Origin of the sequence: Methylobacterium sp. Leaf102, from assembly GCF_001422425.1 — a bacterium.
Lineage (GTDB): Bacteria > Pseudomonadota > Alphaproteobacteria > Rhizobiales > Beijerinckiaceae > Methylobacterium.
On the sequence record NZ_LMMX01000021.1, the window covers coordinates 1 to 14,530 of the forward strand.

13 protein-coding genes, 1 tRNA gene and 6 pseudogenes are annotated in these 14,530 nt (G+C 67.1%); 7 read left to right on the plus strand and 13 right to left on the minus strand.

Going from position 1 to position 14,530, the window contains the following annotated elements; genetic code table 11:
- Positions 1 to 286: 286 nt before the first annotated feature.
- From ASF27_RS11390 to cyoA, 5 genes are read right to left on the minus strand one after another with little or no spacing between them, the layout of a single operon-like run.
- Positions 287 to 982 carry an SURF1 family protein gene (locus ASF27_RS11390; RefSeq protein WP_056360222.1) on the minus strand — a complete coding sequence of 232 codons (696 nt, stop codon included), beginning with the start codon at positions 980 to 982 and terminating at the stop codon, positions 287 to 289.
- 58 nt (positions 983 to 1,040) lie between these two features.
- Positions 1,041 to 1,493: a cytochrome o ubiquinol oxidase subunit IV gene (gene cyoD, locus ASF27_RS11395; RefSeq protein WP_082479024.1), complete on the minus strand. Its 453-nt coding sequence runs from the start codon at positions 1,491 to 1,493 to the stop codon at positions 1,041 to 1,043.
- Positions 1,494 to 2,141, minus strand: coding sequence for a cytochrome o ubiquinol oxidase subunit III (cyoC, locus tag ASF27_RS11400; RefSeq protein ID WP_056171054.1), 648 nt, complete (start codon positions 2,139 to 2,141; stop codon positions 1,494 to 1,496).
- Between the two features lie 5 nt (positions 2,142 to 2,146).
- Positions 2,147 to 4,150: a cytochrome o ubiquinol oxidase subunit I gene (gene cyoB / locus ASF27_RS11405; protein ID WP_056171056.1), complete on the minus strand. Its 2,004-nt coding sequence runs from the start codon at positions 4,148 to 4,150 to the stop codon at positions 2,147 to 2,149.
- Between the two features lie 54 nt (positions 4,151 to 4,204).
- Positions 4,205 to 5,425, minus strand: coding sequence for a ubiquinol oxidase subunit II (cyoA, locus tag ASF27_RS11410; protein WP_082479026.1), 1,221 nt, complete (start codon positions 5,423 to 5,425; stop codon positions 4,205 to 4,207).
- Positions 5,426 to 5,830: 405 nt separating this feature from the next.
- Here cyoA and ASF27_RS11415 point away from each other — a divergent pair, with 405 nt between their 5' ends.
- On the plus strand, positions 5,831 to 7,165 hold the full coding sequence (locus ASF27_RS11415) for an MFS transporter (protein WP_056171060.1): 1,335 nt from the start codon (positions 5,831 to 5,833) through the stop codon (positions 7,163 to 7,165).
- 65 nt (positions 7,166 to 7,230) lie between these two features.
- Here ASF27_RS11415 and yacG read toward each other — a convergent pair whose 3' ends face one another.
- Both yacG and ASF27_RS11425 read right to left on the minus strand, forming a co-directional pair.
- Complete coding sequence (gene yacG / locus ASF27_RS11420; protein ID WP_056360194.1) at positions 7,231 to 7,440, minus strand: DNA gyrase inhibitor YacG; 210 nt, start codon at positions 7,438 to 7,440, stop codon at positions 7,231 to 7,233.
- Complete coding sequence (locus tag ASF27_RS11425; RefSeq protein WP_056171066.1) at positions 7,437 to 8,105, minus strand: Maf-like protein; 669 nt, start codon at positions 8,103 to 8,105, stop codon at positions 7,437 to 7,439. Before ASF27_RS11425 ends, yacG begins: the two co-directional genes overlap by 4 nt.
- Before the next feature lie 220 nt (positions 8,106 to 8,325).
- On the opposite strand from ASF27_RS11425, the gene ASF27_RS11430 reads away from it, so the two are divergent.
- Positions 8,326 to 8,399 (plus strand) — tRNA-Gly (locus ASF27_RS11430).
- Between the two features lie 87 nt (positions 8,400 to 8,486).
- Here ASF27_RS11430 and ASF27_RS11435 read toward each other — a convergent pair.
- Positions 8,487 to 8,888 (minus strand): hypothetical protein, encoded by a 402-nt coding sequence (locus ASF27_RS11435; protein WP_244480991.1) that lies wholly within the window; start codon positions 8,886 to 8,888, stop codon positions 8,487 to 8,489.
- An 18-nt stretch (positions 8,889 to 8,906) separates the two neighbouring features.
- Positions 8,907 to 9,326, minus strand: a pseudogene (locus tag ASF27_RS11440) (IS630 family transposase); the annotation flags it as partial.
- Between the two features lie 184 nt (positions 9,327 to 9,510).
- Here ASF27_RS11440 and ASF27_RS23125 point away from each other — a divergent pair.
- The 3 genes and pseudogenes from ASF27_RS23125 to ASF27_RS11455 form a co-directional block, all read left to right on the plus strand.
- Positions 9,511 to 9,717, plus strand: a pseudogene (locus tag ASF27_RS23125) (transposase); the annotation flags it as partial.
- The gene (locus ASF27_RS23130) at positions 9,639 to 10,280 is read left to right on the plus strand and encodes an IS5 family transposase (protein WP_156467509.1); all 642 of its coding nucleotides are present in this window, start codon (positions 9,639 to 9,641) and stop codon (positions 10,278 to 10,280) included. The pseudogene ASF27_RS23125 and the gene ASF27_RS23130, both read left to right, overlap by 79 nt.
- A 4-nt stretch (positions 10,281 to 10,284) precedes the next feature.
- A pseudogene (locus ASF27_RS11455) lies at positions 10,285 to 11,292 on the plus strand (IS110 family transposase).
- Positions 11,293 to 11,546: 254 nt separating this feature from the next.
- Here the strand turns inward: ASF27_RS11455 and ASF27_RS11465 are convergent.
- From ASF27_RS11465 to ASF27_RS11480, 4 genes and pseudogenes are all read right to left on the minus strand, one after another.
- Positions 11,547 to 12,091 (minus strand): annotated as a pseudogene (locus ASF27_RS11465) (IS630 family transposase); the annotation flags it as partial.
- A 52-nt stretch (positions 12,092 to 12,143) separates the two neighbouring features.
- Complete coding sequence (locus ASF27_RS11470; RefSeq protein WP_056360207.1) at positions 12,144 to 12,485, minus strand: hypothetical protein; 342 nt, start codon at positions 12,483 to 12,485, stop codon at positions 12,144 to 12,146.
- A complete protein-coding gene (locus ASF27_RS11475; protein ID WP_056360211.1) occupies positions 12,469 to 12,924 on the minus strand; it encodes a hypothetical protein in 456 nt (151 codons plus the stop codon). Before ASF27_RS11475 ends, ASF27_RS11470 begins: the two co-directional genes overlap by 17 nt.
- A gap of 257 nt (positions 12,925 to 13,181) precedes the next feature.
- Positions 13,182 to 13,547: a hypothetical protein gene (locus tag ASF27_RS11480; RefSeq protein ID WP_056360213.1), complete on the minus strand. Its 366-nt coding sequence runs from the start codon at positions 13,545 to 13,547 to the stop codon at positions 13,182 to 13,184.
- A gap of 27 nt (positions 13,548 to 13,574) precedes the next feature.
- On the opposite strand from ASF27_RS11480, the pseudogene ASF27_RS22260 reads away from it, so the two are divergent.
- Positions 13,575 to 14,056, plus strand: a pseudogene (locus ASF27_RS22260) (transposase); the annotation flags it as partial.
- Between the two features lie 54 nt (positions 14,057 to 14,110).
- A pseudogene (locus tag ASF27_RS21580) lies at positions 14,111 to 14,409 on the plus strand (IS3 family transposase); the annotation flags it as partial.
- Positions 14,410 to 14,530 lie beyond the last annotated feature (121 nt).

Sequence of the window (14,530 nt, forward strand, 5' to 3'; positions counted from 1 at the left end):
AAGATAACCAGCGCCGCCGCCAAGACCAAAGTCCCGCTGGCCGCCGCCGATGAACAGGCTTCTACGGGCCCACAGCCCAACCGTCAACGGCCAAATGACGGATTTGCGAAAAAACTTGCATCCGGCTCGGCAGAAGCCGCCCAAGGCCCACCTGTGCCCCGCAAACGGGATTTCTTGCGAGATGTGCCATTCGAACCGGTGAGCCGTGCCCCTCCCCCGCCATGCCCTGCCTCGGGGCCGTTCCCAGCCGGTTCGGTCGAGCGGAGCCCCCTACCCTCTCGCGGGATCAGGCGGACCGGGCGCCTGCACGGCGCCTTGCATCGCGCAGCACGTAGGCGGTGGCGCCCAGCACCATGGCGGCGAGGGCGAACCAGGTCAGGGCGTAGACGAGGTGGTTGTCCGGGAACGCCACGACCGTCAGGCCCCCCTGCGGCAGGCCTCCGGGATTGGGGGTCGCATCGGCATCGACGAAATACGGCGCCACCCGCGACAATCCGCGATCGGCGGCGATGGCGGCGACATCGCGCGAGTACCAGCGCCCGGCCGCCGGATCGTTGGCGCGCAGGAAGGCGCCGCCGGGCTCCGACAGACGCAGCAGGCCGGTGACCCGCACGGGACCTGCGACCTGGCCCGCCGCGCGGGTGGCGGGGTCGCGGCGGTCCCTCGGCACGAAGCCGCGATTGATCAGGATCGTCCCCCCCTCCGCCATCAGGGGGGTCAGCACCCAGAACCCGGCCCCGGCCTCGGTCACGGCCTGGACCAGGGTCTCGCGGTCATGGGCGAACAGGCCCGAAACGAAGACGCGGGTGTAGGGCTCGCAAGCTGGGGCACAGTCGGTGGGGGCCGGCACCGGCGCCGCCTGCAGGCGCGCGTCGACCCGGGCGACGAGGTCGTGCTTCCAGGCGCGGCGCTGGAGCTGCCAGGTTCCGAGGCCGGCGAGGCCCGCGGCGACGAGGCAGGCGAGGAGCCCGAACAGCCACAGGCCCGCGCGCGGGCGGGCCTGTGGAGCGGGTGCGGTCACGGGCGGCCCGCGCCGGCGATCAATGCTGGTGCTGATGCGGTGCCGGCGCCGCGACCCCCGGTTCGGTCGGCACCGATTGGGGGGCCGGCATGTGCATGCCGTGGTCGGCCGGCATCATGTTGGTGTCGAGGTGGTACATCACCCACACGGAGCCCACGAGGGTGATCAGCACCAGGGTCAGGGTGAAGATCAGGGCGAGGATGGTCCACCCACCCTCGGACTTCGTGTTCATGTGCAGGAAGTAGACCATGTGGACCACGATCTGCACCACGGCGAAGCCCATGACGACGATGCCGGTGAGCCTCGGGTTGCCGAGGACGTCGCTCATCACCAGCCAGAACGGGATCGCGGTGAGCACGACCGAGGCCAGGAAGCCGGTCATGTAGTCCCGGAACGTGCCGTGGCCGCCGGGCTCCTCGTGGACGTCGCGCCCACTGCCCCGCGTGTGCAGGTCCTCCGATGCGACGCTCATCTAGAGGACTCCCATGAGGTAGACGAAGGTGAACACGCCGATCCAGACCACGTCGAGGAAGTGCCAGAACATCGACAGGCACATCAGCCGGCGCTTGTTCTCGTCCCCGAGCCCGCGCATCTGGACCTGGATCATGAGGATCACGAGCCAGACGATGCCGAGGCTGACGTGCAGGCCGTGGGTGCCGACCAGGGTGAAGAACGCCGACAGGAACGCGCTGCGCTGGGGCGTCGCCCCCTCGTGGATGAGGTGGTGGAACTCGTAGAGTTCGAGGCCGATGAAGCACAGGCCGAACAGGCCGGTGACGCCGAGCCACAGCAGCATACGGCCCTGTTTCTCCTTCTCCATCTCCAGCATGGCGAAGCCGTAGGTGATGGAGGAGAACAGCAGCATCGAGGTGTTGAGCGCCACGAGCTTGAGGTCGAACAGGTCCTTCGGCGAAGGTCCGGCCGCGTAGTTGCGCCCGAGCACGGCGTAGACCGCGAACAGGGCCGCGAAGATGAGGCAATCGCTCATCAGGTAGAGCCAGAAGCCCAGCATCGTTCCGCCTTCGGGATGATGCTTGCCCTGCGCGTCGTGGAAGACCGGGGTGTCCCCCGGTCCCTTGAAATCGTCGGCGGTGAAGGCCGCCGTGGAATGCGCCGCCATGGTTCTCAGACCCGTTCCGCCAGGAGTGCCGTGCGCGCATTCTCCGTCCGCACGACCTCGTCGACGGGAATGTAGAAGTCGCGGGCGTAGTTGAAGGTGTGGCCGATGGTGACCACCGCCAGCGCCACGAAGCTGAGCGCCGCCAGCCACCAGATGTACCAGATCATCGCGAACGAGAAGACGATGCTGAGCATCCCGAGGATGATGCCGGCCGCGGTGCTGCGCGGCATGTGGATCTTGTTGAAGCCGCTCACCGGCCGGACGTAGCCGCGCTTCTTCATGTCCCACCACGCGTCATGGTCGTGGACCACGGGCGTGAAGGCGAAGTTGTAGTCCGGCGGCGGCGAGGAGGTCGCCCATTCGAGGGTACGGCCGTTCCACGGATCGCCGGTCAGGTCGCGCAGTTCCTCGCGCCTCAGGAAACTCACCACCAGGGTGACGATGAACGAGGCGATGCCGAGCAGGATGAGGAACGCCCCAAAGGCCGCGATGACGAACCAGATCTGGAGCGACGGGTCGTCGAAGTGCTGCACCCGGCGCGTCACGCCCATGAGCCCGAGGATGTAGAGCGGCATGAAGGCGAACCAGAAGCCCGTGAGCCAGAACCAGAACGAGGTCTTGCCCCAGAACGGATCGAGCTTGTAGCCGAAGGCCTTCGGGAACCAGTAGGTGATGCCCGCGAGCATGCCGAACAGCACGCCGCCGATGATGACGTTGTGGAAGTGCGCGACGAGGAACAGCGAGTTGTGCAGCACGAAGTCGGCCGGGGGCACCGCGAGGAGCACGCCGGTCATGCCGCCGACGGTGAAGGTCACCATGAAGCCGACGGTCCAGAGCATCGGCACGTCGAAGTCGATGCGGCCCCTGTACATGGTGAACAGCCAGTTGAAGATCTTAGCCCCCGTCGGGATCGAGATGATCATCGTCGTGATGCCGAAGAAGGAGTTCACGCTGGCGCCCGACCCCATGGTGAAGAAGTGGTGCAGCCACACGAGGTAGGACAGGATCGTGATCACCACCGTGGCGTAGACCATCGAGGCGTAGCCGAAGAGGCGCTTGCGCGAGAACGTCGCGACGATCTCGGAGAACACGCCGAAGGCCGGCAGGATGAGGATGTAGACCTCCGGGTGACCCCAGATCCACACGAGGTTCACGTACATCATCGGGTTGCCGCCGAGATCGTTCGAGAAGAAGTGCGTGCCCACGTAGCGATCGAGGGACAGCATCGACAGAACGGCGGTGAGGACCGGGAAGGCGGCCACGATGAGGATGTTGGTGCAGAGGGACGTCCAGGTGAAGATCGGCATCCGCATCATGCTCATGCCGGGGGCCCGCATCTTCACGATGGTGGCGATGAGGTTGATGCCCGAGAGCAGCGTCCCGATCCCGGCGATCTGCAGCGCCCAGATATAATAGTCGACGCCGACCCCGGGGCTCATGGCCGGTCCCGACAGGGGCGGATAGGCGAGCCAGCCCGTGCGGGCGAATTCGCCGACGAACAGCGAGGCCATCACCGTGAGGGCGCCGCTGACGGTCATCCAGAAGCTGAAGTTGTTGAGGAACGGGAAGGCCACGTCGCGGGCGCCGATCTGCAGGGGCACGACGTAGTTCATCAGGCCCGTCACCAGGGGCATCGCCACGAAGAAGATCATGATCACGCCGTGGGCCGTGAAGATCTGGTCGTAGTGGTGCGGCGGCAGGTAGCCCTCGTTGGCGCCGAAGGCCATGGCCTGCTGGGCCCGCATCATCAGGGCGTCGGCAAAGCCGCGCAGGAGCATGACCAGGGCCAGCACGATGTACATGATGCCGATCTTCTTGTGATCGACGCTCGTGAACCAGTCGCGCCACAGGGGCCCCCAGAGGCGGAAATAGGTGAGGCCGCCGAGGACCACGAGGCCGCCGAGGCCGACCATCGCGAAGGTGACGAGGAGGATCGGCTCATGCAGCGGAACGGCGTCGAGGGTCAGCCGCCCGAACAGGAGCTTCTGAAGATCCGGATTGGAGAACATGGGCCTGTCTCGTGAGAGGAGTGCCGAATGGGGCCGCGGGCGGAGGCGTCCGCGTTATTTGTTGAGCTGACCGGGGGCGACGGGATCGGTGCCGCCGGGTCCGTCGCTCTTGGTTCCGTCCCCGGCCGGAGCGGCATCCCCCGCGCCGGTGGCGTGACCGGAATGATCGTGGCCGGAATGGTCCGATCCCGAATGCGGCTTCACCTCGGGCGCCGTGGATTTCGGCTTCATGCCCTGCGGCTGCTCGGGGCTGTGCGACGACCGCCCCGAACCGCCGACGGTGGCGGCGTTGCCCTCGTCGCCGCGCTCGGCGTAGCGATTGTCGTATTCCAGGCGAGCCCGGTTGGCGTGGCTGTCCTTGCCGGCGCCGCCCTTGGCGTCGATGGCCATCATCTCGTGCATGCACATCTTGCCGGGCACGGCACACATGTTGAGCACCCGCCCGTAGAGGCCGGGATCGACGGAGGAGTAGAACGTCACCGGCTCGCGCTCGCTCGGCCGCTCGAGTTCGAGGTAGGCGTCGCGGCTGAGCGGCTTGTCGGCCGCCTTCGCCTTGGCGACCCAGGCGTCGAAGCCGGCCTGATCGAGGCCGACGAAGCGGAAGTTCATGCGGGAGAAGCCCGAGCCGCTGTAGTTCGCCGACATGCCCTCGAAGGTGCCGGGCTTGTTGATCACGGCGTGCAGCTTCGTCTCCATGCCGGGCATGGCGTAGATCTGCCCGGCCAGCGCGGGGATAAAGAACGAGTTCATCACCGTGGCGGCCGTGATCTTGAACGTGATGGGCACATCGACGGGGGCGGCGATCTCGTTGACGGTGGCGATGCCCTGATCTGGGTAGAAGAACAGCCACTTCCAATCGAGTGCGACGACCTCGACCACCAGGGGCTTCACGTCCTTCGGCAGGGGCCGCGACGCGTCCAGGCGGCTCAGCGGCCGGTAGGGATCGAGGGTGTGGGTGCTGATCCAGGTGAGCGCGCCGAGCGCGATGACGATCACCAGGGGCGCCGACCAGATCAGCACCTCGAGGTGGGTCGAGTGGTGCCAATCGGGATCGTAGGTCGCCGCCTTGTTCGACGCGCGGTAGCGCCAGGCGAAGAACAGGGTCGCGGCGATCACCGGAATGATGATCAGGAGCATCAGCCCCGTGGAGGCGAGGATGAGGTCGCGCTGCCGCATGGCGATGTCGCCCGACGGCTGCATCAGCACCATATTGCAGCCCGACAGCAGGCCGAACACGGGCAGGAGGAGGAGCGGTCTCAGAATTCTGACGGTCATGGGATCGGCTGACGCGGACTCGATGATGCCGCCCGTGCCGTGCCGCGGATCGGCGTCACGTCGAACGTGGCGCCTAGTGCGATGCAACAGACCGGCCTGACAAGGGGAAAGGTATGCTCTCAGGTAGGCACTGGGAGCATAGCCAAACCCTTTCCCCCGAGGCAATGTCCCTTACCGCCTCAGGGACATTCTCCCGCCCCGGTGGCATCGTGTCCCCGTCCCGGCCGCGGCGCCGCGGCTGCGACAGGGCAGCGCCGTTTCCGAGCCGGAGCGGCTTTCGCTTTGACGGGTGGTGGCGGCAGGCCCTAATCAGGACCGAGACTAGGTCAGGATCGAGACGAAGGGGCCGCGCCCAGGCGGACGCATCGCCCCCCATCCATCAAGCCAGCGAGCAGACGTTTCCCGATGAGCGCAGATTACGCAGTGCCGTCCTCGTCGGAGGCGGAGCGCCACGCCCACGAGGCCCTCTCGGACCATACGGTCGCCCCGGGCGAGATCGCCATCGGCGTGGTGATCGGCCGCGCCGCCGAGTATTTCGACTTCTTCGTCTACGGCATCGCCTCGGTGCTCATCTTCCCGAAGGTGTTCTTCCCCTTCGCGACGCCGCTCGCCGGCACGCTGTATTCCTTCGCGCTGTTCGCCCTCGCCTTCGTCGCCCGGCCCATCGGCTCGGCGATCTTCACGGAGATCGACCGGCGGCACGGGCGCGGGGTGAAGCTCACCATCGCGCTGTTCCTGCTCGGCGGCTCCACGGCGGCCATCGCCTTCCTGCCGAACTACGCGACGCTGGGCGCCACCACGATCTGGCTGCTCGCGGCCTTCCGGTTCGGCCAGGGCTTGGCGCTCGGCGGCGCCTGGGACGGCCTCGCCTCGCTGCTCGCCCTCAACGCCCCCGAGGGAAAGCGCGGCTGGTACGCGATGATGCCGCAGCTCGGCGCGCCCATCGGCTTCATGCTGGCCTCGGCCCTGTTCGCGTTCTTCCTCGCCAACCTGTCGGAAGCCGACTTCCTCGATTTCGGCTGGCGCTACCCGTTCTTCGTCGCCTTCACCATCAACGTGGTGGCTTTGTTCGCCCGCCTGCGCCTCGTGGCGACGGAGGAATTCGTCCGCCTCATCGAGATGCGCGAACTCGAGCCGACGCCGGTGCTCGAGACCGTGCGGGTGCATGGCCGCGACATCCTCGTCGGCGCCTTCGTGCCCCTGGCGAGCTTCGCGCTGTTCCACCTCGTGACGGTGTTCCCGATCTCGTGGATCAACCTGTTCACCCAGCGCTCGGTGGGCGAGTTCCTCATGGTGCAGTTCGCCGGGGCGGTCGTCGGTGCCGGCGCCATCGTGATCTCGGGCATCGTCGCCGACCAGATCGGACGCCGGACCCTGGTGGCCATCGCGGCCGGCCTGATCCTGCTGTTCGCCCTCGGCAGCATCGTGGCCCCACTGCTCGTCGGCGACAGCGAGGTCGGCCAGACCATCTACGTGCTGGTGGGCTTCGGTCTGCTCGGTCTCTCGTACGGCCAGACCTCGGGCTCGGTCACGAGCAACCTCGGCACCCGCTACCGCTACACCGGCGCGGCGCTCACCTCGGATCTGGCTTGGCTCATCGGCGCCGGTTTCGCGCCGCTGGTCGCCCTCAGCCTGTCGAGCGAGTTCGGTCTCGCCTGGGTCGGCGTCTACCTGCTGTCCGGCGCCGTCGCGACCCTCGCGGCCCTCGGCTACAACCGGCGCACCACCGCGACGGCCTGAGCGACTCGCCGTTCCACGGATGCGTGGAACGGCGCATCCTGCCGTCGGTGGAACGGCGCACCGCCCTACTCGGAACGGTCGCGCCCGGCTTGCGGCTCGGCATCCTCGTCCTCGTCCTCGGCGGTGGGGATCGCGTAGCGATCCGTCAGCCAGCGGCCGAGATCGACGTCGGCGCAGCGGGTCGAGCAGAACGGACGGAACTCCGGCTTGGCCGGCTTGCGGCAGATCGGGCACGCCTCTTCGGGCGCCGTCGGCCAGGGAATCGGTCCGGTCACAGGCTGCTCCCCGGTGCTTGTCCCCACGCTCCCCGAACGGGAAAACCCTCGCCTTCCAAGAGACTCAGGGTCTCGTAGAGCGGCAGGCCGATCACCGCGCTGTGCGAGCCGACGAGCTTGACTACGAAGGCGCCGGCCAGCCCCTGGATGGCGTAGCCGCCGGCCTTGCCGCGCCATTCCTCCGAGGCGACGTAGGCCTCGATCTCGCGACTCGACAGCCGCTTGAACCGCACCCGGGTCTCGACCACGCGTTCGCGCCGGGTGCCCTTCGGCGACAGGAGGCACACCGCCGTGTAGACCCGGTGCTGGCGCCCCGAGAGCAGGCGCAGGCAATCGGCGGCCTCGTCCGCCACCTCGGCCTTCGGCAGGACGCGGCGCCCCACCGCCACCACGGTATCGGCAGCAATCACAAAGGCTTGGCGCATGTCGTCACGCCGCCGCGCCGCGTCGCCCGCGACGTCGAGCTTGTCGCGCGCCAGGCGCCGGGCGAGCTCGCGCGGGGTCTCGGACTTGCGCGGCGTCTCGTCGACATCCGCCGGCAGGAGCGCGTCGGGCTCGATCCCGGCCTGCTGCAACAGGGCGAGCCGCCGCGGCGAAGCGGAGGCGAGGACGAGTCGGGCGCCGCCCGATGGCGCGGGTGACCCGGAGGCATCAGCTGTCGTCACGTGCGAACCGTCATGCGAAAAAAGTGATCCAGACAAAGGACTTACGGGAACCCCCGCCGGCCCGGAGCGACACCGCCCGGCAAGCCGCGCGACGCTATCGGAATCCGGCCCGAATGGGAACGCACGCAGCCCCCATCAAGGCCGTGGACAACGCGACCGTGTCTGGTATGGTCTCTCCCGCGGCCCCAAACGCCGCACCGCAGGCCCCACGCCGCGGCTCGCGGGCGTAGTTCAGTGGTAGAACGTCAGCTTCCCAAGCTGAATATGCGGGTTCGATTCCCGCCGCCCGCTCCAAATGATCTCGTTGAAGCATCAGCCTTTCTCACGTTCTGCCGCTGATCTCGCGTTCCCCATGTTCCCCAACGCGTTCCCCAGGCCGGTTCAGGGCTTGTTCCTAACCGCCCGGTGCGCGGCCCGTAATTCGGCGACCGCGCGGGATTTTCCGATGGCGCCGCGCGAGTAACGCAGCGTCGTCGAGCCCTGCGCATGGGCGGCGGCCGACCGAATATGGTCGAGATCCGCACCGGCATCCTCGGCCTCGGTGATGGCGCCGGCGCGCGCGTCCATGTTCCACACGGCATCCGGCACACCGGCAGCCCGGGCGACGATGCGCCATTCCCGCCCGTAGGCCGACTCGGCGTAGGGCCGGCCGGCAGTCTCGTCGATGATCAGCGGTCCGGTGCGGCGGTCGGCCGGCACGCGATCGAGGAGCGCCAGGACGATTGCGCAGAGCTTCAGGGCGTGTGCGGCGAAGGCCCCCGTCTTCGTAGTGGCCTTGCGCACCACTAGAGCTGTGCCCGTTCAGATTGGATCATAGGCATCGTATCCAGCGGCGGTGAGATAGTTTCGGCATTCGTCAGGTCTGAACGCCGCGAAAGCGTCGTGAATGGCGCGGGTCAGGTCGTCGGCGGTTCGCGCTGCGGCGGTCCGGAGCAGGGCTTTGGCTTTGGCGAAAACCTGTTCGATGGGGTTGAAGTCCGGACTGTAGGGCGGGAGATAGAGCACCTGTGCGCCGACCGCCTCGATGGCTTCGCGCACCCCGGCGACCTTGTGGGCGTTCAGATTGTCGAGGATGACGGTGTCGCCGGGCTTCAGCACAGGAGCCAGGGTGTCGGTGACGTAGGCCCGGAAGCGCATGCCATTCGTTGCTCCGTCGAAGACGGTCCTGGCGATCAGGCCCGTGGCGCGCAGGGCGGCGGTGATTGTGGTGGTTTTGTAATGATGGGGTGGACGCCCCCCGACGGCATCGATGTGCCAGAGTGGTGGTGTTGTGAACCACCCGAGGGAGGCGTCCGTGACAGAGGTTAGGCGGTGTGGACGGATTAGTGACGGCGGGCTTTCCGAGCGGGCGGATCGATGATTCATAGGGTGTCGGTTTTGGGGAGGCTTGCCCATGCTGACACGGATGACGGACGCGGATTGGACGATCGCCCTGGAGGTGTTCCGCGCGGTTCGCTCGCGACGGGGCGACAAGGGCCGTGACGACCGTAGGTTTCTGGAAGCGCTGCATTATTTCACGGTGCAGAGCGTGACGTGGCGGACACTGCCGGCCGAGTTCGGGAACTGGAATTCGATCTGGAAACGGTCCTGGCGACTGCGCGAGAACGGGACGATCGATGCCTTCTTCGAGGCGCTGGCCGAACTGAGCCCCACCGCCGACTTTGTGCAGATGTTCGACTCGACGGTGGTCCGGGCCCACGTCTCGGCGGCCGGTGCAAAGGGGGGCAGCAGGATCAGGCGCTCGGTCGCTCGCGGGGCTGTTTCTCGACGAAGATCCACCTCAAGACCGACTTTTCCGGCCTGCCCCTCGCCTTCGTCCTGACTGGTGGAGAGGCCGGTGACAGCCCACAGTTCGAAACGCTGCTGGATCTCGGGCCCGACGTGAGGCCCCGCGCCGCCGTCACCGACAAAGGCTACGACAGCAAGCGCAATCGCGCCGCCGCCCGCGTCCGCGGCATCGCTCCGATCATTCCCTACAAAGCCAACGCCAAGAAGAGACCCGTCTTCTTTCCAAAAGCCCTCTACCGGACCAGGGCGCGCATCGAGCAGACCTTCGGAAAGCTCAAACGCTTCAAACGCATCGCGTTACGCTGCGAGAAGACCAGAGCGAGCTTCGCAGCGTTCGTCTCCCTCGCCCTCGCATTCATCCTCATCAAATCCGTCCACACGACCTAGCACCATCGGCCTGGATCTGGCCAAGAACGTCTTTCAGGCCCACGGCGCGAATGCTGCCGGTGCCCCGATCTTCCGCAAGAAGCTACGGCGTGATCAAGTACTCGCCTTCTTTGCGGCCCAACCACCCTGCCTCGTAGCGATGGAGGCCTGCCCCAGCGCGCATCATTGGGGCCGCGAGATCGGCAAGCTCGGTCACACGGTCAAGCTGATCGCGCCTGCCTACGTGAAGCCCTTCGTCAAGCGCCAGAAGAACGACGCGGCCGATGCCGAGGCGATCTGCGAGGCCGCGTAGCGCCCGACCATGCGCTACGTTGCCGTGAAGAGCGAAGCCAAGCAGGCCGCGGCGGTGATCTTCCGGGCTCGCGACGTGCTGGTCGGCCAGCGCACCCAGCTCATCAACGCGATCCGCGGCCATCTTGCCGAGTACGGCCTGATCGCGCCGCAGGGGCCCGCCCACATCGAGCGGTTGATCGCGCAGATCGAGGATCCCGCTTCGGACATTCCTCCAGCCGCTCGCGCAAGCCTTGCCGTGCTCGTCTGTGCGTTCCGCCACCTGCAGGAACAGACCGCAGCCCTCGATGCCGAGATCGCCACGCGCGCAAAGGCCGACGATACGGCTCGGCGGCTGATGAGCGTGCCGGGTATCGGCCCGCTGATCGCCACCGCTATCGAGGCTCTGGCCCCGCCCGTAGAGACGTTCCGTTCGGGTCGCGACTTCGCCGCCTGGGTCGGGCTGACACCAGTACAACGCTCGACGGGCGGCAAGGAGCGCCTCGGCCGCACCTCTCGCATGGGCGAGCGGACGCTGCGACGCCTGCTCATCATCGCGGCCAGCGCGGTGGTGCGCTGGGCCAAACGCAAGGGCATCCCGGCCGACTCATGGCTCGGCCAAATGCTCGCGCGCAAGCCGCCGATGCTGGTCATCGTGGCTGTGGCGAACAAGAACGCGCGCATCGCGTGGGCCCTTCTGACGAAGGGTGGGATCTACCGAGCTCCGGCCGTCACCGCGTAGGCGGGACGGACGCGAGGCTGTCGGAGGGCGTGAGGAGGTCGACGGACAGGTATGGCGCAACGTCGGTGAGACGGAGTTGGGAGAACCAGGCGCATGGGGAGCGCTTCGAGCGCGCTGTAGTGATGTGGTCCCGACTCTCGCACTCCCATACGGGCCCGCGGCATGTGACCCGCCGCATCAGAGGCCGGACACATGGCAGCACCCGATCACGCACCGCGCCCGTCCAGAGATTCTACTTGCACCCGAAGGGGCGTCCACACATGCCCATGGGGCACGGCGATCTGGCAGCGCTCGCCGCGCGGAGCACGACCATAGCGGCGTGCCATCCTGGTCGTAGCGGCCGTCTCGTCGAGGAAGACCAGGCGCTCCGGATCGAGATCGGGTTGGCGCTCGAACCAGTCCTCGCGCGCGGCCTTCACATCCGGCCGCTCCTGCTCGGCCGCGTGGACAGCCCCTTTTTACGGGCGATGCGGTGCCGGGCGAAGAAGCGTGACAGGCTGCTCGTGCTGGCCCGGACGCCGCGTTCCGAGAGCCTGTCGCGGAGCTCACGCAGGAAGGATTGCGGATGCTCTTCGTAGGTCCGACGGATGAGGGCCGCCTGCGCTTCCAGGCGCTGCGAGTTGCGGTCGCCGCCCATCGGCTTGGGCGCAATCTGCCCGTCCTGCCGGTAGCGTTCGTGCCACCGGATCGCGCTGGCTGCTCCGATACCGAAGCGTTTGGCCGCCTGACGCCGCGATGCGCCCGCTTCAATCGCCGAGACCACACGTGCGCGCAGATCGACCGACAGGGCTGAAGGCATGGCAATCCTCCCTCACAAGCCCGCTCAGTGAATCACACGCAATCCAGACTGACTACCCCAAACGATTCAAGCCGCCAGGGCACGGCTCTAGGTCGGTGGCGAGGTCGGACCACGTCAGGCCGTTGGCCCAGCGCCGACCGTTCAGGACGATGCCGGTCAGCGGCTCGCCGGCGGCGATCGGCGTCCACTCGCCGATGACGTCCTGCTGGCGTATCGCCGTCTCGAACTGAATGGCCGTCCCGAGCGCCAGGGACAGGCGCTCGCGCGCCAGGGCGCCGACGACGAAGGCCTCGACGTGCCCGAGCTTCATCGTGATCCGCCGGCGGGCCGGCTGGGCAAACCGGGCATGCTCCAGCACCTCGTAGAGCCGCCTGCACTCAGGCAGCTCGGCCATGATGCCGAAGGCGAACAACTCCCTCAGCTTCTTGATGATGCCGTAGGCGCCGCACCCGCTCAGGGCCGCCCAGGGCCTTCGGCTTCTTAGCCGCCCCGTACCAGCGGTAGAAATCGCCGATCTTGAGCGCGGCGAGCGCACGGGCGCCGAACGCCTTCTCGATGATGACGAGGGTGTAGGTGTCCTTGTGCCGGGTCGTGTGCTTGAGCCGCTGGAACGGGCTGGCCTCGTCGGTCTGGTATCGGCGTGACAAGCCGAGGATCGTGCCGTCGAAGCGCTGTGTCTCGCGCCCCTGGCCGGACGACCATTCCAGCATCTCGGCCTGGAGCTTCATGCAGGCGGCCGCGAGCAGATCCCGCTGCGCCGGGTCGTCGACGGCGTAGGGCAAGCGCACGGTCTCGGGCCGATAGCCGGCCTTCACGAGATCCGCACGGGCCACCCAATAGGCGACATCCGGCCCAGTCTTGATCCGGCCCAGTCTTGCGCTTCCGGCGCTTGAGGCCGGGCGCTGTGAAGTCAGAGGGCATCGAGGTTCTCGGTTCCGTCGAGGCCGGACGCCTCGAAACGGGAGAGACCGTAGCGCCGATTCCAGAAGGCCTAGACAGCCAGCCAGAAGCGGCCGCCCATGACGGGATCGATCTTCGGCAAGCCGTGGCGCTCCAGGACGATCGCCTTGGCCGCCCACTCCGCCAGCGCCTAGCAGGGTGTTGAAGAAGTCAGCCAGCGGCGGGCAATGAAGCGGATTTCGTCGCCGCAGTGGACGCGGATTTTGCCGCGAAGCGAGCCGTCGGCCTGGACCTCGGCTAATCCCGAGCCGCAGACCGCATCCATCTCGTCATCGCCAATCCCGTCGAACACGATGGCGGCGCGATCGCTCCCGCGGGTGGCTCCGCCAGCAAAAGCTCCGGTGACACACCCGAAGGCGAACGCACCGCGGCCGTCCTCGAAGAGGATGTAGGCCGGCTCGACCATGTCGGCGTAGTCGTCCTCGTAGCCGGGCAGCTCAACGATTGACCCTGACGCAGCAAACTGGTCCGCGCTGAGCGCCAGTTTTTCGGGCATCTTGAACCCTGAAGGAGGGTGGATGCCATGCCTCGCAAACGCTTCACGAATGAACAGATCGCCTTCGCCCTGCGGCAGGCGGAGAACGGTGCCACGGTGGACGAGGTCTGCCGGAAGGTGGGCGTATCCGAGCCGACGTTTTATCGCTGGAAGAAGCAGTTCGTCGGCATGGGYGTGCCGGARATCCGACGGCTCGAGCAGCTGGCGGACGAGAATGGTAAGCTCAAGCGGCTGGTCGCCGATCTGACGCTGGACCGCTCGATGCTGCAGGACGTGCTCAAGGATCAGTGGTGAGGCCCGCCGCTCGCCGTGAGGTCGCTGGTCATCTGCAGGTGGCCTACGACATCAGCGAGCGTCGGGCCTGTCTGGCTACCGGCTTCGGCCGTTCGTCCCAGCGCTACAGGAAGCGCTCGGACCCTCAGGTCGCKCTGCGGATGCGGTTGAAAGAAATGGCCGCGGCGCGGGTGCGCTACGGCTATCGGCGGCTGCACATCCTGTTGCGACGGGAAATCCGACGGCTCGAGCAGCTGGCGGACGAGAATGGTAAGCTCAAGCGGCTGGTCGCCGATCTGACGCTGGACCGCTCGATGCTGCAGGACGTGCTCAAGGATCAGTGGTGGGGCCCGCCGTTCGCCGTGAGGTCGCGGGTCATCTACAGGTGGCCTACGACATCAGCGAGCGTCGGGCCTGTCTGGCTACCGGCTTCGGCCGTTCGTCCCAGCGCTACAGGAAGCGCTCGGACCCTCAGGTCGCTCTGCGGATGCGGTTGAAAGAAATGGCCGCGGCGCGGGTGCGCTACGGCTATCGGCGGCTGCACATCCTGTTGCGACGGGAGGGCTGGGAGGTGAACCATAAGCGCACCGACCGGAACAACCCGTGAACCGCCCCGGGATTTCCGGAGGCTCCAACTCTTGAGAGACTGGAGCCATGACAAAGCATATCCCACCCTTCTCCCCTGAGGTCCGCGAGCGGGCGGTCAGGAT

Excerpts from the sequence above, each read along its gene's own strand:
- cyoC (WP_056171054.1), bottom strand. The coding sequence starts at position 2,141 with ATGGCGGCGCATTCCACGGCGGCCTTCACCGCCGACGATTTCAAGGGA.
- cyoB (WP_056171056.1), bottom strand. The coding sequence starts at position 4,150 with ATGTTCTCCAATCCGGATCTTCAGAAGCTCCTGTTCGGGCGGCTGACC.
- ASF27_RS11415 (WP_056171060.1), top strand. The coding sequence starts at position 5,831 with ATGAGCGCAGATTACGCAGTGCCGTCCTCGTCGGAGGCGGAGCGCCAC.
- ASF27_RS11470 (WP_056360207.1), bottom strand. The coding sequence starts at position 12,485 with ATGGCCGAGCTGCCTGAGTGCAGGCGGCTCTACGAGGTGCTGGAGCAT.
- ASF27_RS11480 (WP_056360213.1), bottom strand. The coding sequence starts at position 13,547 with ATGCCCGAAAAACTGGCGCTCAGCGCGGACCAGTTTGCTGCGTCAGGG.
- cyoA (WP_082479026.1), bottom strand. The coding sequence starts at position 5,425 with ATGACCGTCAGAATTCTGAGACCGCTCCTCCTCCTGCCCGTGTTCGGC.
- cyoD (WP_082479024.1), bottom strand. The coding sequence starts at position 1,493 with ATGAGCGTCGCATCGGAGGACCTGCACACGCGGGGCAGTGGGCGCGAC.